At 34.8% G+C, this 26,013-nt stretch carries 29 protein-coding genes and 1 riboswitch; of the genes, 4 read left to right on the top strand and 25 right to left on the bottom strand.

Annotated elements, in window-relative coordinates:
- The first annotated feature begins 175 nt into the window (after positions 1-175).
- Positions 176-958: a hypothetical protein gene (locus tag QA584_RS09635; protein ID WP_278274305.1), complete on the top strand. Its 783-nt coding sequence runs from the start codon at positions 176-178 to the stop codon at positions 956-958.
- A gap of 170 nt (positions 959-1,128) precedes the next feature.
- On the opposite strand, the gene QA584_RS09630 is transcribed toward QA584_RS09635, so the two are convergent.
- Positions 1,129-3,807, bottom strand: coding sequence for a glycosyltransferase family protein (locus QA584_RS09630; RefSeq protein ID WP_278274304.1), 2,679 nt, complete (start codon positions 3,805-3,807; stop codon positions 1,129-1,131).
- 943 nt (positions 3,808-4,750) lie between these two features.
- Between QA584_RS09630 and QA584_RS09625 the strand changes: the two genes are divergently transcribed.
- From QA584_RS09625 to QA584_RS28845, 3 genes are all read left to right on the top strand, one after another.
- A complete protein-coding gene (locus QA584_RS09625) occupies positions 4,751-5,650 on the top strand; it encodes a GNAT family N-acetyltransferase (protein ID WP_278274303.1) in 900 nt (299 codons plus the stop codon).
- Between the two features lie 99 nt (positions 5,651-5,749).
- On the top strand, positions 5,750-6,262 hold the full coding sequence (locus tag QA584_RS09620; RefSeq protein ID WP_278274302.1) for an NUDIX hydrolase: 513 nt from the start codon (positions 5,750-5,752) through the stop codon (positions 6,260-6,262).
- A 26-nt stretch (positions 6,263-6,288) separates the two neighbouring features.
- The gene (locus QA584_RS28845; protein ID WP_442870358.1) at positions 6,289-6,357 is read left to right on the top strand and encodes a hypothetical protein; all 69 of its coding nucleotides are present in this window, start codon (positions 6,289-6,291) and stop codon (positions 6,355-6,357) included.
- A gap of 58 nt (positions 6,358-6,415) precedes the next feature.
- Here QA584_RS28845 and QA584_RS09615 read toward each other — a convergent pair whose 3' ends face one another.
- The 24 genes from QA584_RS09615 to QA584_RS09505 form a co-directional block, all read right to left on the bottom strand.
- Positions 6,416-7,006, bottom strand: a complete 591-nt coding sequence (locus tag QA584_RS09615; RefSeq protein WP_278274301.1) for a nitroreductase family protein — start codon at positions 7,004-7,006, stop codon at positions 6,416-6,418.
- A 148-nt stretch (positions 7,007-7,154) separates the two neighbouring features.
- A complete protein-coding gene (locus QA584_RS09610) occupies positions 7,155-7,691 on the bottom strand; it encodes a class I SAM-dependent methyltransferase (RefSeq protein WP_278274300.1) in 537 nt (178 codons plus the stop codon).
- 66 nt (positions 7,692-7,757) lie between these two features.
- The gene (locus QA584_RS09605) at positions 7,758-8,336 is read right to left on the bottom strand and encodes a hypothetical protein (RefSeq protein WP_278274299.1); all 579 of its coding nucleotides are present in this window, start codon (positions 8,334-8,336) and stop codon (positions 7,758-7,760) included.
- Positions 8,337-8,434: 98 nt separating this feature from the next.
- Positions 8,435-9,088: a helix-turn-helix domain-containing protein gene (locus QA584_RS09600; protein WP_278274298.1), complete on the bottom strand. Its 654-nt coding sequence runs from the start codon at positions 9,086-9,088 to the stop codon at positions 8,435-8,437.
- Positions 9,089-9,346: 258 nt separating this feature from the next.
- The gene (locus QA584_RS09595; protein WP_278274297.1) at positions 9,347-10,312 is read right to left on the bottom strand and encodes a phosphotransferase; all 966 of its coding nucleotides are present in this window, start codon (positions 10,310-10,312) and stop codon (positions 9,347-9,349) included.
- A gap of 69 nt (positions 10,313-10,381) precedes the next feature.
- Entirely contained in the window at positions 10,382-10,987 is a 606-nt protein-coding gene (locus QA584_RS09590; RefSeq protein ID WP_278274296.1) for a lactate utilization protein, read from the bottom strand.
- A 36-nt stretch (positions 10,988-11,023) separates the two neighbouring features.
- Entirely contained in the window at positions 11,024-11,608 is a 585-nt protein-coding gene (locus tag QA584_RS09585) for an AAA family ATPase (protein ID WP_278274295.1), read from the bottom strand.
- A gap of 40 nt (positions 11,609-11,648) precedes the next feature.
- Positions 11,649-12,845 (bottom strand): enhanced serine sensitivity protein SseB, encoded by a 1,197-nt coding sequence (locus QA584_RS09580; protein ID WP_278274294.1) that lies wholly within the window; start codon positions 12,843-12,845, stop codon positions 11,649-11,651.
- A 63-nt stretch (positions 12,846-12,908) separates the two neighbouring features.
- The gene (locus QA584_RS09575) at positions 12,909-14,006 is read right to left on the bottom strand and encodes a serine hydrolase domain-containing protein (RefSeq protein WP_278274293.1); all 1,098 of its coding nucleotides are present in this window, start codon (positions 14,004-14,006) and stop codon (positions 12,909-12,911) included.
- Positions 14,007-14,102: 96 nt separating this feature from the next.
- Entirely contained in the window at positions 14,103-14,435 is a 333-nt protein-coding gene (locus QA584_RS09570; protein WP_278274292.1) for a DUF4274 domain-containing protein, read from the bottom strand.
- A gap of 144 nt (positions 14,436-14,579) precedes the next feature.
- On the bottom strand, positions 14,580-15,338 hold the full coding sequence (locus QA584_RS09565) for an MBL fold metallo-hydrolase (protein WP_278274291.1): 759 nt from the start codon (positions 15,336-15,338) through the stop codon (positions 14,580-14,582).
- A gap of 62 nt (positions 15,339-15,400) precedes the next feature.
- Positions 15,401-15,946: a GNAT family N-acetyltransferase gene (locus tag QA584_RS09560; RefSeq protein ID WP_278274290.1), complete on the bottom strand. Its 546-nt coding sequence runs from the start codon at positions 15,944-15,946 to the stop codon at positions 15,401-15,403.
- A gap of 139 nt (positions 15,947-16,085) precedes the next feature.
- Positions 16,086-16,226 (bottom strand): hypothetical protein, encoded by a 141-nt coding sequence (locus QA584_RS09555; protein WP_278274289.1) that lies wholly within the window; start codon positions 16,224-16,226, stop codon positions 16,086-16,088.
- Between the two features lie 253 nt (positions 16,227-16,479).
- The gene (locus QA584_RS09550) at positions 16,480-16,968 is read right to left on the bottom strand and encodes a hypothetical protein (RefSeq protein WP_278274288.1); all 489 of its coding nucleotides are present in this window, start codon (positions 16,966-16,968) and stop codon (positions 16,480-16,482) included.
- Positions 16,969-17,070: 102 nt separating this feature from the next.
- Positions 17,071-17,280 carry a DUF3916 domain-containing protein gene (locus QA584_RS28840; protein WP_442870357.1) on the bottom strand — a complete coding sequence of 70 codons (210 nt, stop codon included), beginning with the start codon at positions 17,278-17,280 and terminating at the stop codon, positions 17,071-17,073.
- 347 nt (positions 17,281-17,627) lie between these two features.
- Positions 17,628-18,059 carry an HD domain-containing protein gene (locus QA584_RS09545; RefSeq protein ID WP_278274287.1) on the bottom strand — a complete coding sequence of 144 codons (432 nt, stop codon included), beginning with the start codon at positions 18,057-18,059 and terminating at the stop codon, positions 17,628-17,630.
- 139 nt (positions 18,060-18,198) lie between these two features.
- Positions 18,199-18,867 carry a hypothetical protein gene (locus tag QA584_RS09540; RefSeq protein ID WP_278274286.1) on the bottom strand — a complete coding sequence of 223 codons (669 nt, stop codon included), beginning with the start codon at positions 18,865-18,867 and terminating at the stop codon, positions 18,199-18,201.
- A 264-nt stretch (positions 18,868-19,131) separates the two neighbouring features.
- On the bottom strand, positions 19,132-19,635 hold the full coding sequence (locus QA584_RS09535) for a hypothetical protein (RefSeq protein ID WP_278274285.1): 504 nt from the start codon (positions 19,633-19,635) through the stop codon (positions 19,132-19,134).
- A gap of 495 nt (positions 19,636-20,130) precedes the next feature.
- Entirely contained in the window at positions 20,131-20,688 is a 558-nt protein-coding gene (locus QA584_RS09530) for a YcxB family protein (RefSeq protein WP_278274284.1), read from the bottom strand.
- A gap of 839 nt (positions 20,689-21,527) precedes the next feature.
- On the bottom strand, positions 21,528-22,055 hold the full coding sequence (locus QA584_RS09525; protein ID WP_278274283.1) for a GNAT family N-acetyltransferase: 528 nt from the start codon (positions 22,053-22,055) through the stop codon (positions 21,528-21,530).
- A 25-nt stretch (positions 22,056-22,080) separates the two neighbouring features.
- A complete protein-coding gene (locus QA584_RS09520) occupies positions 22,081-22,881 on the bottom strand; it encodes a phosphotransferase family protein (RefSeq protein ID WP_278274282.1) in 801 nt (266 codons plus the stop codon).
- A gap of 282 nt (positions 22,882-23,163) precedes the next feature.
- A complete protein-coding gene (locus QA584_RS09515) occupies positions 23,164-23,772 on the bottom strand; it encodes a S8 family serine peptidase (protein ID WP_278274281.1) in 609 nt (202 codons plus the stop codon).
- Between the two features lie 284 nt (positions 23,773-24,056).
- Positions 24,057-24,443: a hypothetical protein gene (locus tag QA584_RS09510; protein ID WP_278274280.1), complete on the bottom strand. Its 387-nt coding sequence runs from the start codon at positions 24,441-24,443 to the stop codon at positions 24,057-24,059.
- Positions 24,444-24,519: 76 nt separating this feature from the next.
- Positions 24,520-25,815 carry a methyl-accepting chemotaxis protein gene (locus QA584_RS09505; RefSeq protein ID WP_278274279.1) on the bottom strand — a complete coding sequence of 432 codons (1,296 nt, stop codon included), beginning with the start codon at positions 25,813-25,815 and terminating at the stop codon, positions 24,520-24,522.
- Positions 25,816-25,888: 73 nt separating this feature from the next.
- Positions 25,889-25,973, bottom strand: a riboswitch (cyclic di-GMP riboswitch).
- Positions 25,974-26,013 lie beyond the last annotated feature (40 nt).

Below are 26,013 nucleotides of genomic sequence, written 5' to 3'. Positions count from 1 at the left end.
CTCCTTGTACGTATGAGGTTCTAACAGATAAAAGATTTACGAATATATAAATAGATTATCCAATAAACTGAAATAGAAGGTATAAAATCCAAATAAAATGAGGGATAAGGTATTGAAACTAATCCATACACTTTTATTTTTATTACGACCAGAAAGAAACGCTGAAGATATTAAATTGGCAGAGACAAATCTTAAATCCCTGGAAAAGAGCAGTTCTAAAACCTTGGTGGTATATAATCAGGGACCATTATCGAAGGAAGAACTTACTGCTTTCCTGAGTCAGTTTAATTTGGATAGCATTGTGATTGGTGATTCCGTTAACGTAGGCATATCAGAGGGGAGACAGCGGTGTTTTCAGTATATCTGGGACAATTACCCAGACAACGAGTATATAAGCGAAATACATATGGATATGATATTTACATATCACTGGGAAGATGCAATGGTAGAATACCTGAAGGATAATATGAATGAGCCGGCGGTAAGCGCAGGTATCATAGATAAAAATGGTATGCTGGCTTTTTTAGATGAAGCAGCACATAATCTGCCAAATGACTGTTCCGAATACGACAGTTTCTTATCAGGGCTGCAAAAGGATATGATTGTTCATGGATTTACCCACCCCTGTATCCATAAATCTGATGTTATCAAGGAAATCGGCGGCTACAATACACATTTCCTCAAGGGCCGGCAATGTTTTGAAGACGACAGTCTGTTGCTTGGGTATTATTATTACTACGGCACGAAAGCAGATTGGCATCCTAAGGTCAATTATAATACAGTTGTCTATCATGCTGTTGCATTTCAGCGACTTGACCTAAAAGACAGCATATTAGTTAATCTCAACGGACTGGTCAGCCAATATGGGGCAATGGGATTAAAAAGTTTGAGTCATCTGCATAAAAGCGAATGGCATAAGAAATATTTCGAGAGAAAATATAATGAAATATTTAAATAAAGAACCGGGGAAAAATAAGCGTTCAGGCAGAAAACAAGATAACTACAGCCTTATCTTATGGAAATAAATAAGGAAGAGGTCTGCCCTTATTTTTTGCAGTCTCTTCCTTAAATAGATTCCCAAAAGGAGAGTTATTACCATATATTTTGCCCATGTCTGCCTTATCCTTTTTAGGATTCTCCTTTTGTGGAATTCTCACCTATTGTTACCAATAGGTATCCCTGACCGCAGTTATCTCCGCAAAGTTCCATCTCTGTAAACCATTTTTCCAGGGCTTCCCGCAGATAATGGGTCTTTGGAAGGAAATTTACTGAGTTTCTCTCACCTACTGTGTATTCATCGGTTACCTTGTAACCGGCTTCTTCAAAGTCCCGGATTAGGGAATATTGCGGTAATTCCCTGCCATAACTCCATGTACCGTTCTTCTCCATCAAGCCTTTTCCCATACGGTATCCTAAGGAGGCGGCATTTGGTATTAAAGATACCATTTTTCTGCAACAGGATTTCCAGATTCTTAGCATATTAATACGTTCTTCCCTATCAAAATGTTCGAGTAATCCTGCCTGGAATGCAATATCAAATTCGCCCTCTTCAAAGGGCAGGGAAACTCTGGCATCCGCTTTCACTGTTCTTACGGTACAACCAAACTTATCACTTAAAGCCTTGGTAAGGATAAGGCTCTCCTCTTGAAAATCAAGTGCAGTACATACTCTGCCATTTTGGGATAGATAAGCTGTTGTTGCTCCGCTTCCACATCCAATTTCTAATATCCTATCCTTTGGCCGGCTGAGTTTAAGCATCTCCTTACTTTGGGCACTTAAGTTTCCGTTTCGTATATTAACGTAAATAGTATCGGCAAGTGAATGGTCATAGAGTTTACTCCACTCGGTATCGGTTAGGTTTTTACTTGTTTTATTAACATCCTGTTTCTTGTCGTCTGATTTTTTGTCTTTGTCTACTATGTTTTTGTCTTCTATTTTTTTACACTTTCCTATCTTTATGCCTTCAATATCTTCTTTGACTTTCATCCATCTATTTATATAGGTATGTTCTCTAAGAAATCTGGTATAAGCATTTTTTCGAATCCTTTCACGTTCTTCCTCATGTTTCAGATAATAATCTATTATGCCAGGCAACTCATTTTCATCCTGATAACATATAATTTCTTTACCAATTTCGAAATATTGGTTCAATTCTTCCATATAACCGGTTATAACAACCTGATTACATGCGATTGCTTCAAATAGCCCTACTTTAACATTGTCATAACCTGCCACTGTTTTTGCAAATGAAAGGTACATAAGACCGCCATTTATTGCTTTTGTATGTTCAAAACCATTCACTTCCCCAAGTCCTGAGTCCCAGCCGCTGCCATAAGCTCCGACCTTGAATCTATTACTCAGCTCCCGTATCACGCCAAGTCTGTCCCCACGGGCATGACCAACTACTACAAGGTCATAGGTTTTTTCCATATCCGGCATATAGAAATGATGACTGGTCGATGCTGCAAATGGTAAGAGGTGTATATTTACCTTATCCCGGTTATATTGGTTGGTTAACGAATATTGTGAATTTGTATAGAACAAATCGAATTTATTCGCGTAAAATGCTCCGTTGTATGGATACACATCCGGATCTGACAGTTCTATCCCTATACTGACTATACCCAAATCTTTCAGCAGGGTAAAACCACTGTCCTCAAGTATCAGTCCGCCAGAATTTAAAACAATGGCATCTGGCTTAAAGTCAAGGATGTCTTTTTTGACTTTTTCAGCGTCAAGAATACAAATCTGACCATTTGGTGTTGTAATTCTGGTCTTAATCCTGGTATCAGGTGCATTGGTATAAACCTTTAAATCTATCTCATGGGTATCACATAACTTTGACAAATCATCCACCATGACCTTAACTACATCATTATTTTGCATCCAGTATGAGCCATAATGCAGAATGCGTACAGGGTTTAGCACTTTATCTATAGCAGCTCTAACATTGATAATCTGCTTCATAAGTGTAATAACTGCTTTTTCCCTGTAAGCAAGCTGTTTCTGTCTGATTAATTCACTTTCCCTTTTCGCCTTTTGGATCAGCCCTTTCAGTTTGTCTGTTTCATTGATTTTTATGCAGTATTCCTCTAAACCACAGTCTTTCATAAGGGCACGTATCTTTGGACAGATATCAACCGCGATACACGGCAGTCCTTTTTGTATCGCCGCAACAATACCATGGAATCTTCCCGATATAACAAAGCCGCAATTTCCTATCCGGTTTTCAATATCATCCCCACAGGTCTGAAAATCATCAGCTGTTATTTCCTTAAACTCCCCTGCAATGATCTGGTTATATTCCTCACTTTTGTTCTCATAACAAATATATTTACGAAACTGTTCATTCCATAACAAATCCTGACCGTCACGCCATACAAAAAACAAGTTATCCATATTTAGACTACTGCCGTCAACAACATGCAGCGGTGAGGAAAATGTAATATCATAGGATCGTTCGATATCATCTATTTTCATACAGTCAAGGGAATACTGGTCGCGGACATAATAAAACTTTGCATTTCTGCTAAGTTTATATGCCTCATCTGTTACATGGGGAAATTCTGCTCCCAGACCTAACATTCCATAAGGCGTAGCCTGGGAATATTGATACCATTGTCTTAATACATCATATATAAACAGCCCACCCCCGCCACAGATTACAAAATCATAGGCTGAAAAGTCAGCTACTGTTGTATCAATAAATACAGCCTCCGGAAACAAGCCTGCAATCGTACTTTTTATCCAATTGTCTCCCAGATTCCTTCCCTGCCACCAGCCCCATACTGCCAAAGTTTTTTTCATATTTTTACCCAATGCATATCGCAAGTTTACTTGCGATACTGCCACTTAAACTGGTTGAAAGAATCATTGTGTGGCTTCCTTTCAATTCTTAGATTTTCTTTCAACCTTATACCCGTTGCATATCGCAAGTTTACTTGCGATACTGCCACTTATAAAACTGGTTGAAAGAATCTTTGTGTGGCTTCCTTTTAATACTTTGATTTCTTTCAACCTTATACCCATTGCATATCGCAAGTTTACTTGCGATACTGCCACTTATAAAACTGGTTGAAAGAATCTTTGTGTGGCTTCCTTTTAATACTTTGATTTCTTTCAACCTTATACCCATTGCATATCGCAAGTTTACTTGCGATACTGCCACTTATAAAACTGGTTGAAAGAATCTTTGTGTGGCTTCCTTTTAATACTTTGATTTCTTTCAACCTTATACCCTCTTTCACCCCTTCACCGCGATGCCACCAGAACTAGCATTTCAAACAGCAGCGAGAAGATGCCTATTCTCTTCACACTTCCCATGGAAATTAAGATGTGAAAAACCAGATATTCAAACAGATATACACTAATTATCTTAGTTATAATCATTGTATACAAAGGGAAAGAATAGGTTCTATATAAACTCTGATTATTATCCGCTACACACATTCCTCCCTTTTGTTCTATAGGGAAGCATATCATTTTCTGTAAGGTTATGTAATGACGCCTTCTTTTGAAGCACTTTTAGAAACCCCAGTAGTAAAAGGGGTTACAGGCATTATTAATCGCCTTATCGTAAGTATCCATCAATATAAATTTTGTGTGGAATAAAATGGTTTTCTGTGTTACACTTTAAGAAATATTAGATTATGTAATATATATATTTTCGGAGGAGGTGGTTGTATGAGTGAGAGTGACATTAGTGATATTATATCCATTAATTATTTTAAATTAAAAAGGAGATGCTTTTATGAGTTACAACCCCAAACCGCAATTCAAGTTGTATACGGATGTACACGAGTTTTACAATGATACTTATGATGTGCTAATGCGTCACGAGGCACAGAATATGATTCTTCTTGGCAATATAATGATTGGACATGAAGGAAAAGATAAAACAGACTGGCGTGACCCTATAAAATGGCTTATGGCAACTATTTCAGATGCAAACGGTATTCGGCTAATCGCTTTAATGACACCACCGCATAATATAGCACTTTATGCAACAGATAATATAATTAGTTCTGAAGTTATACGATGTCTGGTGGATGGGTTGAAAGACCATGATATTCCTGGTGTAACAACCGAAAAAAGCTTGGCAGAGTGTTTTGCTAAAGAATATACCACTGTAAAAGGACTTAACTTTAAAACAACTATGAGCCAACGCATATATGAACTTAAAGCAGTAAACCCAGATATAAAACAATTTGGTGTTGTTCGTTTGCTAAACGAAAAAGATATGCATTTTTTCCCATACTGGGCAGAAGCATTTAATGCAGCAAATGTTTATGGGAATACACAAATGTCTATACCACAAGATACAAACTCATATCAATACCGATTATCTACAAAAAAGCAATACGTTTTAGAAGACAATGGGATACCTGTTTCTATGGCAGGATATACAAAAGAAACGCAAACAGCTATCTGCGTATCATTTGTCTATACCCCTACTTATTATCGCGGAAAGGGTTACGCTTCCTCATGCGTAGCTCAAGTCAGTCAAATCGCATTAGATAAAGGGTTTACAAAGTGTGTATTATACACAGATTTATTAAACCCAACATCAAATAGTATTTATCAAAAAATAGGATATACACCTATTTGCAATTCACTCATGTTAAAATTTAATAAAAGTTCTGACTTGTAATTCCTTACATTTTATTATGTATAAAATCTAAATAATCACTTAGTATATTAGTTTGATGGCTAATTTAGTTAACTTATATTTGTAGCTATGGAGGTACAAATGGACGAACAGTTAGACATTTACGATGAAAATAAAAGTCTTGTTGGACAAACTCATCCTCGAGGCAAGCCTAGAGCGGATGGCGACTTTTGCCTTGTTGTACACGTTCTAGTTCAAAATAGCGACGGTTTGTTTCTCATAACAAAGCGGGCTCATAAGCATTATTTACCTGACTTTTGGGAAAACACAGGTGGCGCAGTTATTGGGGGAGAAACGAGTCTTGAAGCAGCAATGCGTGAATTTAACGAAGAAACAGGTTTTACACTTATACCGAAGCTCGGTGAGCTGTTGTTCACCGATAAAGTAGTAAAGTCAGGATGGAGTTGCTTTATGGACAACTGGCTTTTTCGGCAGGATTTTGATATTGCGGACTTTATACCGCAAGAAGGTGAGACTGTTGCTGCAAGATGGGCCACATTAGAGGAAATAATCACGTTGCATGAAAACGGTGAGTTTGTACCTTTTGCCGAAACTGGTCTTGACGGCTATTTTAGACGACTCGGATTGCTTTAATAATAACAGAAGATGACCTAATAAGTTTGTACGATAAAGCCTTGCGTGGTAAGTATTCAGACCAGATGGGTCAGAAACTCTGTGAGTTCTGGTAGAAGAAATAGCACAAGAGTTTCCGTCTGTTGATACACAAGAGAATTATAATCCCTTTTATCAATTGCGCCACTCAACTACATCATCCATACTTTTTCTAGGTCTGGAAGGAGGGGTTTCGTCCGCATATCCTAACGCCAATGCTGCAAGAAGTTCTCCATCAGCTTTTAAATAATCACACAATTCCTTATAAGCAAAATAGGTATCGCAAATCCATAGGCTCCCCAAACCAAGTTCAGTCGCTGTGAGAATCATGTTTTCAATGGCCGCACCTATGGATTGTGCATTACAGATTTCATAAATGCGCTCCTCAGGCTTTAAGGAAGAATGAATATCTATTCCAATGGAATTAACTATAAATATAATAACTGGTGCTTTTTCCATTATTCTCAAGGTATTTTCCGAACCACTGAGATACTGTGCACTTTCCGGAAGAAGTGGATGTTCTTTCTCTCGCGATATTCCTTTTTTCATAACCGCTAATGCTTCATCCTTTGCATTACCGGTTACTACAAGGAATCTCCAGGGCTGACGGTTTTTTGAAGACGGCGCAAGGATTCCTGACTGTAAAATTTCCTCTATCATGTGCTTGGGCACTTGTAGGTTTTTATAGTTTCGTATGCTGCGTCTGTTCATTATAGCTGATAACATTTTGAGTATCCTTTCTCAATTCCATTCACAATCTGATATAACAGTAAAATATAACCTCTACAGATTGTTTCTGTTAATTTTTGCTTGCAACTATCACATATGCATTTTCTATATCTTCTATGTGCATAATACTTAGATTTGAATTTTCTTAAAACCTTAGAATTGTTTCCTTATCATCAGGAAACATTCTTATTTTTCTTGATATATAATCTATAACCTCGGATTGTATTTTGTCTATTGACAGTACAAATATACCATTCTTTTTTAGCAATTTAGCTATTTTAGATATAGCATTTTGCTTATCACGTATATGCCAAAAAACTTGTGATGCATAAATCACATCATATAATCCGCTAAATGAATACTCTAAGAAATCACCCCATATTATAGTTACATTATTAAATTCGTTTAAATTTTTTCTTGCCCTGATAACTGTCTTTTCAGATATATCGATTCCGCAGAATGTACCAGATTTTCCAGCAACCCTAATAGCCAATCTACCCGTGCCAACACCAATTTCCAAAACATCTTTCATCGGGGTGAGATTAAGACAATCAATAAAGTACTGCCCATCCGATTTGTCCATATATTCTTTCAATGGTTTTGGGTCATATACAGGGTCATTATTTTCATCCATCAGCATATCATAATGTTCACTTATACTAACAAATTTACTATCCTCCATTATAACTTCCGCCTCCATGTCTAATACTAATTCTTGCATTCAGATAGCAAAACCCATGCATTTGCATTACATTAAGCTTTTTATGGCTCTCGTTAATAGAGTATCCCAAGGTCTTGAGTCAATCAAGTTAATATTATTCTGATTACAGGTATCTGCAATCCACTTTCCGTATGCAATACTTATTTCTGCTCTGTAATGCTGTAAATCACCGCCTTCTCTTGATAAATAATTCTGCACGATTTGATTTATGTCCGGTTCATTTATAAAAATTGATTTTACCTCTGTATTATCAAATGATTTTGTTAATTCAGGATAGATAAAATCGCCCTCAATAATAATTGGCAATTTGTCTTCGATATGCCTGTTTACAAGGGCTTTTAATACCGGAGTGATTTCTTTGCTTACATCAATCAACCAGTTTACATTGCCATCAACTCCGACATCTTTCCAATTTACGCCGGTATTCCAATAATGTACAGCTGGATAACTTTCCTTTGTTGTAACCGTTTCTACAGATATGTGAATATCGTCTACTTCCAAAACATTCACACCATAGTATTGAGCAATTTCATAAGCTATGCTTGATTTACCTATTCCCGAAGCTCCTCCAATAAATAAAACGGTCCAGTTTCTATCCTTATTCACTTCATAACCTCCTCTGCATTTCTGACTTTTTGACTCAAATCTTTCTGGCAGTCGGTAATAATTGTAACTCTCAATTACATGTCAAAAATTACTGTTTGTCATGCTTTTTTCTTCCTGCAAAATAGTTTTCTATTATTCACAATAATAACAACATCTACACCGACACAAAAAACAAAATAAAAAAGCCAGCACAAACCATAAGCTACATAAGAATTACCCATTTGAGGTATCGGTGTAAAGGTCCACCAAAATCCTCCTAATTTACCTTGCAAAAAATTAAATATACAGGAAATAGGTATTAAGCTTAAAAACCACACATTTATAAGCCCAAAAAAATTAGTAGAGGCCTTCACATTTTCTCCTATTAACTGTCCTATTACAAAAATCATGCATCCAAAGGCCATGATAATAAAACCTACCGCAACCGAACTTGGATTTTGTTTTTCTATCCATATATTAATAGCAACAATAAGAGCAATGAAATTAATAAATGTAGCTATTGCTGACAATACCCTAGCATCTACTTTTCTTTTATCGGTCAAATCATGTTTAGATTCTATTCCTTTTAAAATATAGTCTGTTGTCACTTCAAAATAATTACTTAATAAGATAATCTTCTCCAAATCTGGACTGCTTTGTTCACTTTCCCACTTCGATATAGCTTGCCGTGATACTCCAATCTTATCTGCTAATTGTTCTTGTGAAATTCCTTTTGCCTTTCTTAAAGACTGAATTCTGTCTGCTATTGTCATAATTGACACCTCCTTTATTTATAGTGTCATTCTACTATCTAGAATGGTTGCAATTCCACCATTCTATCTTTTCAATATGTCAACCAATGGTTGCAGACCTGAAAAATTCTACTAATCTATCATCACAAACGAAATGCGTCTGAACCAATCAAACTTGGTATATCAATGCTGATTTTCTTAATGTTGATAATTGCCACTCCTTCATATCAAGGTACATCTTCTTACTTAACTGCATTACATAAAAGTTTTCCGTACTTTCTAAGAGCATAACAAAGAATCCAGCTCGAACCAGTGCTCCGTTAACCAAATCATTTCATTTTTAAAACGAATTACTTTTTCAGTGCTTTCACTAAAAATCTCAGGTTGAATCCACCACGATACTTCAATACACCATGTAACTCGCAATGCATCTGCTATATTAGCCATGGATAGTATTAAATGCTGTGAATAACCCTCAAGAAATGCATTTATTTTTTCTAAATTCAAATGATTCTCTATTAATGCTAAAGATAATATAGCTCTTCCTATGTCGTGCCAAATATAGCTATAATAGTTGCGGTCAAAATCAATGATAGCGGACACCCTATCTACATCAAACAAAATATTATCAGCAGCAAAATCCTCATGAGTAATCCCCTTGGGCAGCCTCTCTAAAAACTCATTATTAATCTGTTTTAATATAGTTTCTTGCGCAAGCACAGCTTTTCGGTATTCATCAGGTTTACCAGATGAGGATTCTCGCATACGGTCATAAAAATTATCCCATAACGATTCGATAACTTGATTGCTGTTAATTGGAAATCCCTTAATCAAATAAGCAGGTAATTGTGAAAATTCTTTATGCATTAAACCGCAGGCACTACCTAGACTATACATTTGCTTTATCGTAATGGTGTCAGGACCTTCCGTCTTCCCAGGACAAAACTCCATAACCATATAAGCTATTTCGTTATCCATTATACGAATAGCATGTCCTTTAAATTGCCTAATAGACGGGCAAGGTACGCCATTTCTCTCAAGAATAATCTGTCGTTGCAAAGCTAATTCAACTATGTTTAATTTATCTCTGCTATACCGCTTATTGCTGAACTGCTTAACCAGATATTCACATTTACCAGTGGATATCTTCCATTTCTGATTTAACCATCCGCCTGTTACTGGAGCAATCTGATGGCAAGTCAGCCCATAGCTATCTTTCAAATCAACTATCATACTATTATCCATACTCTGCCCTCTTAAACAAAATTGTTCGTATCGTTACATATTCATAGCTTTTATGCGAAGGACATAAACCTAATATCCAAGCTTTTCATGAATTAAAATAACTTCATATTCACTCCCAGTAGGTTTTTCCCATAGTACAGAAAAATTTCTGCATATTCTCTGCGGACTTTTACAATCATAACATTTATCACCCTTTATCGCACATGGCGTTTTTACTCCTAACCGTTTTGCATTAAGGGGTGCGGCTACATTTCTTGCCCTTTCTATGGCCTTATCATAACTTGAGGCTATTTTATTTTCACCAACAACTAAATAAACTTTATCATGTCCAAAACTAATTGCGGATACACGATTTCCAGTATTATCAATATTGATGATTTCTCCTGTTTCGGCAATTCCATTTACCGAGGAAATATAAAAATCCGCACGATTTGCTCTCTTTCTTGCTTCCATAGCACTCATGTTTTCAGGTAATCGCATATGCCAATACACCTCATTATGAGATACCAGTGCATCGTACAGTTTCATTTCATCAACTGTAACTGAACCTCCAATTCCAATGGTTCTATTACTTAGTTGATTCGATATATGCTTAGTTGCTTCTTCTGCACGTTTAAATTCACTAACGATATACCCTAAGTTCTCTAGATTGTTTTTAAGTTTTGTAAATTCCATAATAGTGGTGCTCCTTTACGTACAAGTTTTCTTTTTTTAATTAGAATGATTAAGATTATCTATCATTTTCTCTAGATTGTGTATCACAGATAATGTCCCATCAATCATAATAACAGGACAACCAAGTTTCATTGCACATTCTTCAACTGCTTTTGAATCGCGATTTTTTACTACTTTTTGGAATTCCATTTGTTGTTCAAACATATCGCCGCCATCAAGAACTCTTGCTCCGAACCTTTTTTCTTCCCTGGCTTGAATTCTCTTTAATCTTTCTTCAAGCGGCGTTTGAACCCAAAAAGCAATTTCAATACGAGAAAGAATTTCATCACTCCAGTTCATTGTAACTCCAGAAATAATAAACCTAGGATGAGTCTTTATATTCTCCATAATCGCAGTTTGTACTTCACTTTTTGTTCTAGGATTAGAAAAAGGTAGTTCGTCTAAATGCTCTGTATCTATTACACTGTTATTTTCTAAAGCCCATTTTCTTGATTCTCTTTGCTCAGGAAAATAATAATCTTCTACATCCATCTCAAAATAACCTATTTGTTTTGCTAACGCATGAGTTAGAGTCGACTTCCCGCCTCCATTCAGCCCGAATACAGCAATCCCTTGAATCATTCTTTATCCCCCACATATGTTATCTTTCATGAATCCTTATCTAAAAAATCCCAAACTTCTTTTTCTTATAAAACGGTATTACATTCTCCACAGCTTCTTTTCCGAAACCGCTTGATAAGGGAACAAAATCAAGATATTTACCATTCGAAAAAGGAACTCCTGCATTAGCTATGCCACTAAAAACCTCATTTTTATCACCCGAGAAATCAACAACAATAAGATAACTTTGCTCATTATCTTTAACCATTAATCTCAGGTATGCGGCATTAACATTCTTGTTGGTTTTCAGGTATTTACAGATCTCATCAATCATCTTTTGAGGATACTCTGCTGGCTCACCAAGCATAACCTTTGAATCTTTCTCTGCTACCTGTTCTTTTATCACTGTATTTTGAAGTGAACCTTCTGCTACACTTTCAATAACATTTAACATATCTTTCGTCAGAGTAATATTTACTCCATATGGATTAATGGATATGCCATCAGCCTTATCAATAAAATATTTGATATCTTCAAAAGTCGCAATATTACCACTAAACTTTTGCTCTTTATCAAATTTTCTGAATTCATTCCAGTCAGTAAAAAACGGATAAAAGCTTTTATCTTCTGTATTCGTTATTAATGGGAATTGCATAATACTCTTTTCCTTTACAACACCTGCTCCGTTATCTGCATTTGTTTTTTCCACATTCATTTTACTTGCATCTAAAGGCATAAGATATTTCGCATTATATATTTCCTTGAACATATTTGCTTCCATATCACGTGTAACTCTTTTAGTACCCAACCCCTGAAAGAAATGGTTAGCGGCGCAAACTAATGTAGGATTCATTATTGGTCTGTTTATTTCAGGAATATCTGAAAAATCAGGTTTATCAATAATATCAAACAAGCTTATAACCAAATGAGTCTGACCGTTGTCAATCACTATTATTTCAAAACCGCTTCGATATAAATCACCAAACATAAACATTCTTTGTTCTTTATGGTTTTCCACATACTTAACAATAATCTGTTGCTGCATCATATAATCCTGATATTCATAGTAATATTTTTTTTCAGTGAATATGTAGCATGCTGGCTTGCCATTTTCAAAGTCAAGATAGTAATTATTTGTGAACGGCATATATGAAATCAACAATAATTCTTCCGTTTTAATTCGTTCAATTATTTCACTATATATCTGTTTCTCCTTCGTTGATTCAAACTTTTTTATGATCTGTTGTATTGTGTCCATTATTCCACTTCCTTTTCCTTATTGCATAAAACCTATAGTCAATAATAAAATAGTCTTACTATTTTAATTAATTTCTGTTAATAATTTTACGCCTAGTACTGTTGCGGGTATTCGATAACTTGGAGAAAGGTTAGAAATAATAATAACACCCGTCTGCGTTTCCACATTAAATCCCATATAACAGTTATAATCGTCGGTACCGCCGTTATGCCAAATGATATGATTTTCTCTGTCAATAATCCAAGCCATAGCAATCTCATCCATATGTATTCCCATTGCCTCATACCTTTTAGAAGAAGTATTAATTTTCATCAGACTTTCATGGCACCTTTTAAAATATCCTTGTTCTTTCATTTGTAGTTTTAGGTAGCTTAACATATCAACTATATTGGAAGTAACAGCTCCAGCAGACATATATGCATCACCCGTTTTCCAGTCCCAGTAATTACTTAAATCTCCTTTACCATCTGATATCATAGTCGCTGTTAATCCAAGTTCTTTCTGCATATATTCATTCATTAAATCAGTATATTCTTTATCGTAAACCGCTTCCAGAACAAGTCCGAGTGTTGCATATCCAAAATTAGAGTATTTAAACGAATACACCTGATTCTTAAGCTTCGCTTTCTTGATTTGCTTTAATACCATCTCATCTGTGATTCCATAGAAATCATTTCTTCCTGTAAAAAAGCTCTTTACCATTGGTGATTCCAAATAATATGCTTTATATCCTGATGTATGTGTAAGCAGCTGCATTATCGTAGGGTAATGTTTTCCTTCCGGCAAATCCAAATAGTTATCAATCGTATCGTCCAATGATATTTTTCCTTCATCAATTGCTTTACTGATTAATGCCGATGTAAGGGTTTTGGTAAGAGAACCAATTTCATAGGTATGCAGCTCGCTTGGCAGTTCTTCTCCGTTTTCTCCATATACTTTATATGAGACATTCCCATTCTTTACTATACCTACGGTTATCACCGCATTTTTATTTTCTTGGGTCGTATATTCCAATGCCTCTTTAAACGAGAGAGCTGGAATCTTGCTTAACTGATATTTACCGTATTGGATATATCCAACAATTGCAACGACAATGCATACCATTACAGTTATAATTATCATTAATAACTTTTTGAATTTTAATTTCTTTGCTTCTTTCATATCGCAGATACACTTTCTTTATAAGTATAATTGGGAAGTTAGTTTAGCGTTCGATAATACTCATAAGTCTATTATAAGTCAGCTCACAAGTTAAGGTTATACATCTGCTAGATATACTTCTGGTATATTTTTTTTCCTTAATTGATAACGCTGAACTTTTGACAACGGAATTGTATAATGATGTTCTGATTTTATATATTTCCCATTTTCAATATCGTAACAAAGTTTGCCTATAAAACAAAACCATACTTTCGTACCCCCTGTGTTATGGGAAAATGTCTGAAAGTACCCATATCCATCTGCAAGATAAAAAATTTCTAATGCCATTGCTAAATCACAATTAGCATCTGAAATGATTCGTTTTGGTAATTTAAAACCATCATCCCAGTTGTAATTGTCTAACATGTTTTTCATTTGCTCGTATGTCATATCTCCACCTTTAATACTCTTTGATCAGTATGTTTTGTATTGCAATTTATATCAAATAAGAACTAATAAATAATAATGGGAAGTTCTAAATTAACCACGAACTGAAAGTAGACTTCATATCCTGCAAATTCTTAAAGGTCAGTTTTAGAGTTTATCGATTGAATAGCAAATAGCACTCTTCCCATCTCCAAAAGGATGTTGTTTGTCTACTCCACCAAACCATTCATAGTCCTTATCACCTTCGCCTTTGGTTTCTATTAAATTAGCAACACCATCTCTTAATGCAGTTATCAAAGAAATATTGTCAACTTCTTGTGCATGACCATGTAGAATATAATCAGCCTCTTTCGTCACATACATAATTTTATCGAGATTATTCAATAATTCCTTTAACATTTTACTTTCCTTAAGCTGCATCCAAAGTCCATGGTTAATACCGTCCCCTGTAAACAAAATTCTATCCTCTTTTAGTAAAAGGCAGATACCTCCAGGCGTATGTCCCGGTAACGATATAATATCAAGCGTTAGCCCACCAAGTTCAATAACATCACCATCCTTAAGAGGTTTAAATGGTGGCATATATAAATTGCGTTTCTTACACAATTCAACAAATTCAGGAAACGCCATATGTTCTTTCGCAACCTCACTGTCATCTGGATTCATATACGCCTCATCAAAATAAACATTTCCAAATATATGGTCACAATGACCATGAGTATTTACTACCATGAGAGGCAAATCTGTCAAAGTACGAACCACATCATACACATTCTCAGATCCGTTCATTGTATCAATAACTAAAGCCTTTTTGTCTCCTACTACCAAGTAACCAGTAGCTTCGCCATTATCATCCATCAGATAAATATGATCATTCAATTTCTTAACTTTAATTCTTTCAAACATTTAAGTTCTCTCCATTCGTTATATTCCATAAATTATCTATTATTCTTATTTCAATACTGCATTTACTTGCATGTATATTTTGTTAAGCTCTTATTCATATAATCTTTCATTGTAACTATATCACATTTAAAAATATCTGTCGGAATTTGTTCATTCATTTGCAACTCTGTTCTAAATACCTTTGCTCCGAATTTTCTGTAAAATGAATTTGATGATGAATTATGATAATTATAAATAACTATCTCTTTTAAACCAAGATTTTCATAATAATTCAAAATTCTTGACATTAGCATTAACGCAATTCCTCTCCCCCTCATTTCGGGGTAAACCCATAATCCATTTAATTCAATTCCACAATACGAATCTTCTTTTTCTGAAAAGCTCGCAAATACAACTCCTAGCATTTTTTCATTCTCAAATGCACCCAGTAAAGACCTTACATCATTGTTTTCAACTCCTGAATGCATCCAATCTACCAAAAATGAATACTCTTCATCTATATTCAATTTATCATCTGCCATTCCTGCCAATTCTTCTGGCCAGCAAAGTGCTTTAAGTTGAATTGTTTGAAACATATCTTTGTCTAATAATTCTCGTATAATAATCAAAATTTCACCTACCTATTCATATAATTAAATGAGATTTTTTGTAGGCGTGTCTTAAAACTCTCCTACAAACTGGAAGTTGTTATTCTACTTGTTATGACCAATTATTTTCTTAGCTTAGGTACAATGAGATAGAGAAGACTCATAATTGCAAAATATGTGATAGTAGATACAACGATTTCACCACATCTACAGTTTTATCAAATAGATATGAAATCAAAGCATAACAAGCTCCAAAAGTAACTGCTGAAACACCATTTCTAATTAAGTTTTTTTTATTCATTTTTTCTCCCTTAATTCTATCGAACTACTTAACTCAGTAGATTCCTATACAAAAGTTAAGAAGGTAGCTGTTAATATACTGGATACATAAAAAGAGTTATATTCTTGTAGTGTCATTTTCCTAAGAACAACTTTCATTTTCTTTACCCCTCATCTAAAATTCGATTTAATACATCCCTACAATCGAGAAATTTCCTATATTTATTTTACTTTTAATAAATATAATGGGAAGTTGCAGTAACTTCTCCGTTTGCTTATACTGCTTTGTTTTCCAATAATAGCTTTATGGGTTTTAAGTCGGGGTACTCTTTACACAACCGCTTCATATTTCTATAAAGAACCTCAACATACCGGCTATCCTCTTTTTTGAACTTATCCGCCAATTGCTTAAGAAAAGCTAAATGCTCAGTACGTTTTTCTCGCGCTACGGAAATAAGTGCAATGCTATAAAAATAGCCAATCACATCAACGTCTACGCTGGGGGAACTGTTCGGCATTTCATAAGTCTGGAGCATAGCAAAAACCTCATCAACCAAAGGTTTATTCACCGCGAAAGGCACTATTCTTTTGTAATCGTTTAACGAAACAGGAGCGTGAACGCAATTTCCCAGTTTTTTGCAATAAACCCATACTTCCTTTTTAAAGATATCTCCTGCTGTAACGGTCTGTCGCTTTAGACGTTTAGTAACATCGCGATTTTCGGTAATTTCATCAAGACTTTGGGCATTAATAACTATCGCCATAACAGTTCCCCTTTCATGTACAAAATATAAAAAATATGTATTTCTTATTTTCTTGATAATAACTGTTTATAAACATAATGGGAAGTTGGTTTACTTATAGTTCTATTCAAGTTCTCCTATAAACCAAATTTCACTTTTTGATTTAAAATCATCATCAACTATCTCTTCTATATAACCGCTTTCAATAAAATCATTAGGTATACATAAATCATAGACCTTTATTAAACTTCGATTATTATCTATCAAAGACCATTTCTGGTAATCGTCATCTCGATTAAAAAAATTCTCAAAATATTCGTCACCAAAAAATATTATTATTTGAGAATACCATAATTGAGGTAATTCAATACACGCCTTTTACAATTATTAAATGATTATATGCTATGTAAATCATACGATTCATTATGAAAACAAAAAGCATAATAAGTATAAGTAATAGAATATACTGCTTTGTCTTTATCATTCCAAAATATCCAATAAACCCGTACATCCCCCCTGTTAGCAATAACATTAATGGATAATTTTGTGGAAATATCCGTTTCATATAAACTCTCCTAATATTATTTTTCTTTTTCAACGGCACTGTATCACCTAACTACTTATTTCAAGACTCTTCTTCGTTTATCGAATGTAGAATTCTCTTTTGCTTCCCACATTTCTTATTCTGCAAAAGGTAGCGATATTGCGTCGCATAGCTGAATTAATATATCATAATTGTCATATTGTACATTTACTAAAAAGTTGCCTAAAAAATCTTTTTGCGATGCTGTGCAATCATATTTTCCAAAAAACGTACTCACATCTTTGATAGGGAATGAATGTGTTAGGCAAATACGCGCAAGTTCTTCTTGACCGAGACTCATCATAAAATCATATCCATCAAAAATATGAAGAATTCCTTTAATTCCTGCTCTACTACCAATATCATGCATTAGGCCCATTATATATGCCATATCACTATCCATTTCAGGCACTCTTTCGGCAATTAACCTTGCATTTGTTCCTACTGAAATGCTATGTTGCCCCCATGCACCTGGTGTTAATTCAACTCCAATTTTTAAATAGTTTTCTGCTTCTATTATTGTCAGCATTATTATGATTTTCTCCAGCAACTTCAAGTTTACTTATGTACTAGGCTAGGCTGTTTAAATATAATGGGCAGTTCAAAAAAATCGCCACCATCTCTTCATTTTTTATAATAGAAATACATCTAACGTATTAATGTTCTCTTCAAAGGCCAAAATGTTTTGCCAGTATATGAATCATTTCTTCTCGTGTATCTGTTTCAAAATCAGAACGAGTATACGTGAAAAATCCGGTGTTATTCCAATCTATTTCAATAGGTGGATGATATAGTGCCCATGAATTAAAATTATTGAGTGTTGCATTAGGGTCTTTACACAGCTTAATTTGTTCCAACATAAATTTTTTATCTGGATCATCACGTTCAAAAAAACGCGTTGTACAAATATCAGGTGGATTACAAAGCAATATTGCCACATTGTTATAATCTGAGATTTCACGTAATACATCAGGGGGAATATTCGTATCAACTATTACCTTCTTTCCCGTTGCTGCTAATCTTATTAATTCTAGAATTTCAATTTCAACACATTCATTAGACACAGTATTTGTCCAGTTCCAATGTTCTTCTGGTGTCATATTTAACCATTCTTCCCAACCACTCATTGTATCAAAATAACATAAGCCAGGTTGTTTCCATCGTGATAGTTTCTCTCTTGGAAATGCATCATGATAATTTTCACCACAAAATATCATATCGTATCGCTCAGAAAGCATCTTAACCATTGTTGATTTTCCTGCATAGCTGTGCCCGTTAATAAAATAAACATTACGTAAATAATGTTTAATAATATTGTCATTAATCTGTATTTTCATAATCAATTATCCTCTTTTTTTATCGTTACAAGAGTAACGTTGCTTTTAATTCTCCCTTCATAAATATGATATCAAGACATAGCCTTAATTTATCACCTTCTTGTAGTGTCATTTTCCTAAGAACAACTTTCATTTCTTTACCCCTCATCTAAAATTCGATTTAATACATCCCTACAATCGTGAAATTCCCTATATTTATTTTACTTTTTATAAATATAATGGGTTGGAAACAAATGCGAACCAAGCAATAAGCTTATTATATAGCTACGCAGTAGTCCAAAATTGAAAATCAATATATTCAGTTTTAGTCTCTATTAAATAATTGGAGAAGTTCCATGCATCAATTAAACCGTATCTTACTATTTGCTGAATAGAGGATTGAATGGCTGATGCAGCTATCTGTTTGGTAATCGGCAACCAGTCATTGCAAAATTCAACCTCTGTTACAGATTTATATTCTACCTTAATATCATCCTTGCGTAGTGACAAATACTCAGGTATCCAAATCGTCCTCAAAAGATTTTTCCATTCAGTTTTGTTAAAATTGTTGAAGGGCGGTTTATCTTTTTCCCATCCTTGTGAATCGTACAAATCATGGATTAACAAAAGTGGAAAAGCTTCTCCAATACATGCGTAACTTAATTTTGGAACAGCACAAAAGTATGCCCCCTGCTCACTACTATCTTTGCTTGCAACACGCTCACTACGTATAATTCCGTTATATTCCATTAATTCTATATTGGAAGCACATTCAGATAGATACTCCAAATTTGTAAAAAGTTCCTTTAAATTATTTATAAATAATCATCTCCAAACCGTAGGTTCGTTCACCTTATTTTGTTAAGTTAGCAAATAAAGATTTTCTACATTCGCCTTATAAATATAGCACTAAACTGCTAGCGCAGTGGTTCTCTTGCTTTAGGTAATTCTTCCCTTTTTTACATTTTATCACTTTATTTACACACAGTAAACCTTTAAAATAATGGGGGAAAGGGGGAACTATGCTTATTTTACCTTATAATTCTGTTATTACAAAGCAAACTTTTATCATTTCTGTTTTACTTCCATTTAAATATTTACTTTAAGGACAAAGTTTCCTATTCAATCCCCATAGGTTACTGGCAACCGCAGTTTCGTGCTATACAATTATCCAAAGTAATGCACCAGTTACTGGCACAATTAAAAGCAGATATCAAAGTTAACGGTATCTGCTTTTTTGGTGCATTACTTCGGATAACTATCTATTCATAATGGGAAGCTACATTAACTTCTCAGTTTGCTTTTTGTATCTCTTAAAATATCAACCTTCATATTGATAAATTCCAAGAATTTTAGTTTTTCCATTTCTGCTGAAAAAGCGGTTACTGGAAGAATATATGCCTGTACAGAACTAAAATAAATATAAATAGCTTTTTCTGTTACAACAATTTTTTCAATCAATGAATACTTCGTTATATTTTCAGTATTTGGCGCAATTTCATTTATCTTCTCATCATCAAACTTTAAGATGGCCTCGTTGCTATAAGGGAGTCTACCTTCTTTTTTCATTTTTATAATTCTTTTATTCATGGATTTTAGAATCTCTTTTTTGCTATAGCCAATCCATAAAATAGAAATAATCGTCATCACTATAGCTTCACTCAAAATTAGTTCGAAATCAGAGCCCGCAATACAAAATATAACAATGACCATAAAACAAAGGAATGGAGTAATAAATCTAAAGGACATCAAAGATTTTTTACCAGAAGGACTATTTAATAAATGATATTGATTAAATAGTAAATAATCCTCATCATCTAAAGTTATTTTAAACTCAAACATAATTTTCACCTCTTATTCTACAAATATTATGCGTTTTAGATTTATATTTATCGTTATTCATCACACATAGTTTCGAAGTACTAATGGAAATCCATCAGTATCTCTACTGAATTTATCAAATATCGGCAACTCACTTTTCATAAATTTATCTATTTCACAATGTTGTTCACTAACACTATTAACTAACTTCACAAATTTTCAAACTGAGTTTCAATGGTGTATTTTAGTAAATTTTTATATACCCTTAAGCTAAAATTTTTAGTTGCGTTCATTTTTAATTTCGCATATTCTAAAAACGATTTATAGTAATGTAAACTTTCATCTTTGGTGATATTTTCAAAGTGTTTAATTGCATAAATTGAGTCTAAATTATCATTTGACGATACACTCCTGTTGCCCATATTATTCCTGTTTCTAACCACTTATTTAACACAAAATTACTTGTCTAATAAAAAATTGATCCCATACCCAAATACCCCCTCATTGAGCTCCATTAATTTCATTAAATATATCATTAACTTCCCATTATTGCTATAACATACATAAATATATACTAAAATCACACTCAACTAACACATTTCCATTATATACCTACCTTCGTCAAATTACAAAGATATTTTACATAATATAACAGCTAGAAATCACTCTTATGATTTTCTATTTTCTCACGACTGAATCGGTTAAGTGTTGAGCTATAATACTGTTATACTATCTTATGTTTATGAATTTTAACTATCCTCCAATAAAAAAAATAAAAAGGTAACCGATTTATATTCGATTACCTTTCATTTATTAATCTTAAAAATCCCAATACTATATTCACAACTCAACATCACTATTTATCGTTCCATCCACTCTCTTTTCAAAATAGCATATTGGTAAGTATTTTCATAATGGGGTGTTCCATCCGGGTTATTGATAAAAGATATAAACTCCGTAAAGAGTCCTTCCTTTCTCATTCCAAGTCTCTCGCATAGCTTTTGGGAGGCATAATTATCATCTTCCGCATATGCATATATTCTCCTGGCATCGCTGTGAAACAGGTGCTCCATTAAAGCTTTTGCAGCTTCTGTTGCATAACCTTTCCCGCCGAAGTTTAAGTTAAAATTCCAGCCCACGCTATAGGTATCCGGCTCTTCTTTCATGGCAAATAAATCACCGATAATGAAATCCTTATCAGATAAGCAAACAGCGAAATGTCCGCCTTCTTTCGATCTATGCTCTACTTCTTTTTCTGCTTCATCAAGTGAATTTAATTTGTCTCTCATGAAACAATTGACGGGGGGATTCTTTAGTATCTCAAACAATCCGGCTGCATCTTTTTTTTCAAAATCCCGGATGATCAATCTGTCTGTTCTCAAATTCATAGTATTAACTCCTTATAATCAAATATTAAATCGTATCAAAATAATCATAAATTATTTTCTTAAATATCGGTTTATTCTCTTTCGCTTCGCAGTGTATCCGATGTGCGGCTTCAACAACTTTCCATTGTTTTATAGGAAGTGTATCCACTCCGAATAAATTTGCATACGCAGCTTCATATAACGTACCAAAATATTTCCTGGCTGTATTAATAGCAATCCTCATATCCTGAGGTACATCCTCCGGTAATGCAATACAATCAAAAACCAGTGAAGTTCTTGCGACATCAGCCAGTGGATTTCCACAGCTGGAATCACACCAATCAATTACATATAAACCCTTTTCAGAAACAATAATGTTATCCGGATGAAAATCATTATGGCACAAGGAATCTCCGTCTGGGAGTGAATCTAGAAGTCTTAAAACTTTATCTGCAATGTAGGGTTCCAGTTCATCGGAATGGGCTATATGCCTCTCCAACCTGGTTTTATCGGATTCCAAGGGTATGTTTTTACATTTATGTATTGCATAATGTAACCGTGCAAAATCAGTAGCCAGTTGGGCTAAATCTGCCTCTGGTTCAAACATTTTATGAAACAGGCTTGTCCCTTCAATATACTCCATAATAATAGCTTGTCTGCCTTCTACAACCATCCTGCCACCATACTGCGGTACATTAATTCCCAGGTTCTGAATAATTTGATTAATTTCACATTCCTTATCTATCTCTGCTTCAGATATATTTTCATGAAATATTTTTATAATGTTCTTTTCATCATATCTATAAACATCCGCAGTAGCACCTAAACCAATTCTTTCATATTCCAATTAGCTACCTTCTTTCAACAAACTTTATATAAATATAACTAAAATATTTATTTGATATTAATCTTTAACTCTACATTACCATTTCATTTACCATTAATCAAGATAGAATAGCCAATAATCTATTTTTTAAAATACATTCTTCCCATTAAACAAACTGACAACACATCTCCCTGCAGTTGCTGGTTATATATTATTTACGCATCGGCAATATTACAGCTATTTATGAAGACATAACTCATTCCTTTTGCATTTTCTCCCCTAACATACTTTAGTATTCAAACATTACACATGAGTCCCATGCCCTGAGGTATCGGTGCTTGGTATCAGGTTCATGCGCTGAATGGGATCGTTGACGGCTAAAGCTGCATTAATCTCCTCCCGTGAATAAACCGTTCCTATGGCATATCCAATCGGCGGATTTCCAGGAATCGTCTGATCCCATAAATCTATTATTCTGGTGGTGCCATTATCATTGCGAAAATCCGGATGGGTATAATCTATGCCGGAATCGATAATAGCTACAATGACGCCTTTCCCAAAAAGATTAAACTGTGGTGTCTGGAGCGGATTAATACAAGAAGCTGCTCTCCCCTGCGCAACACTGTAAAACAGCCGCTTTGGCTTTTCTATGAATTCAATCTCCTGGTAGTCTGACAGCCGGTTGATTAAATCTTCCCGGATTGTTATAATTGCATACTCATTTTGAAGCGGTACAATAATTAAGTCCAGATCCTGAGCGATCCGATTAATATCTCCGCTATATTTTACAATTAATTCCCACATGTTCACTTCCGGTAAGAAGCCCACGTTTAAGTCCAGGGTTTTAGACCTAGTCTGTTCCGAAACATCCAGTGCCAAATTTAATTGATTCTCTGCTTTTCCATCAGGCATAAGTGAAACACTTCCTATATACATCATTATTCTATTATATGCTTAAAGAAAGGATTTCTATTATATTTATTACTCTAAATAATGCAAATCATTTCAATCTTAATCCTATGTCAGTTAATTACTCCTTTGCAATAGCCTTACGAGGCCAACCTGACGGTTTCTGTGGGTTAGTACCTGTCAATCCAATTATAAATCTAATTTTTAAAGGTATGGTAACTGCTATAACAAAAAAAGCATTTCTTTCCATCTTTTACGGAAAGAAATGCTCCATATATTTCTACTGATTAAAATCCTTTCGATTTCAACCATTCTTCAGCTTCTGTTTCATTTAAGAATGCCTGCTGAGGAATTTTAACACCTACAGCTCTGTTAATCTGCATTTTAACGATTGCACTATCTACGATCATGGCACTGTATTTTACATTGTTATCGGAAAGCCATTCAACATGCTTTGCCATAACCTCACCAAGATCAGAAATTTTGTATTTTCTAAGGTCTGTGCAGATAGCCCAAGGCTGTTTAGCGATAGCCGGTCCTAGTTTATTTTCAAACTGGCTGTGATATTCTGCATAATCTTCTTTAGTCCAAAGACCTACCGGTGCTTCGTATACAACTTTTCTTGCAGAATCATACTTAATGGTGTAAAGTCCCTTTGGATGAGTGATTAACATATTATAACCTCCTGATAAAATTATTATTTTGAAATGGAGAAAACTCCAAACCAATCGATTAGGTCTAACAAATTAGTTATAAATGAAAATTATCTATATTCTCCTTCAAACTCTCAGCAATCGTATATAACTCCGTTGAGCATTCTGTAATCATTTGAATTAAAACATTCTGTTCTTCTACTGAAGAGGATACTTCCTGGGATCCGGCTGCTGTTTCTTCTGATATGCTTGCTATGGTTGCAACCATATCTCCGGCTTGTTTTGCATCTTCTGTGAGGGATTCTGTAGTACCGGAAACTGCTTTTACTTTCGTAGCAATGGATTCAACCTTATCGGAAATATCACCGATCGCTGATACTGTCTGTGATAAGGCATTTTCCTGTTCGGAGGACAGCAAATCGGCTTTATTAATCTGCTTTACTGTGTTTTCTATACCTGCTTGTACATCTTCAATAATTTCAGTAATCTGTTTACTGGATTCACCGGACTGTTCAGCTAGTTTTCGTATTTCTTCCGATACGACGGCAAAGCCTCTTCCATGCTCACCGGCTCTGGCTGCTTCAATTGCTGCATTTAATGCCAGAAGATTTGTTTGTTGGGCAACTCCTTGAATTACCTGTAAGATTTTTCCGATTTCTTTCGATTTTTCCATAAGATCTGCAACCGCATTTCCCATTTGTCCGGAAATCTGCTTATTTTCTTCCATCTTATCTTCCTGATAACGTATGGAATCCTTAACTGTTACCATTGCCTCAATTGCATCTTCTGCAAGCTGTTCGGAGGAATTCATATCCTGGGCAATTGCTTCAATCATTTCCACGATATTATTAATTCTTACACTTCCGTTTTCTGTTGATTCCGCCTGCTGGGTTGCACCCTGGGCTAATTGTGAAATGGACTGGGTGACTCTTTCAGATATAACATTCATATCGCCGGAGGAGTGTTTCATTTCACCGGAAGCAACTGCCACAATGGCAACCGACTCTTTTACATTGCTGATAAATTCACCCATTTTTTTCTGGATCTGGTATATATGTTCCGCATGGGTCTTTAACTCGCCTTTTGCTTTTATGTTGATGTCTCCTGTAAAATCACCAGATGCAACATCTTTTAATGACGCAAGGATCTGGGTAACCGGCTTAAGTACAAGTCTCATAATTACCAGAAATAAAATTAATAAAATAATGAATACCGCGAGACACAGCAGTAACAGGTAAGTGCCTAATCCGCCTGCCTCACCACCTGCATCCTTCACTACTGACTGAACCTTAAAGTATACACCTGCAAAGATTGCCACAAATCCCAGAAGTAAAACACCAAATACCGGTATTACTAATCTGGCTATAATGCTTTTTGCCTTAATGAAATTCAATTACAGCACCTCCTATTAATTTAAAAATAAAAAACAGCCATAGCGTAGTAATTACCACACCTGGCCTATTAACTACGGTAACCCGACCATCCTAGTGATTTCACCTTAGACTCGTGGCTTTGCGTCCTCATTTTTCAATGAGTTTGCTATTAACAAGTTCGTATTAACTTTTTCGTTCTAATCACAGGAATCCCCTTA

The organism is Anaerocolumna sp. AGMB13025 (assembly GCF_029689925.1).
Lineage (GTDB): Bacteria > Bacillota > Clostridia > Lachnospirales > Lachnospiraceae > Anaerocolumna.
The sequence above is the reverse complement of the archived record's forward strand: the minus strand, read 5'-3'. Positions and strand labels throughout refer to the sequence as shown.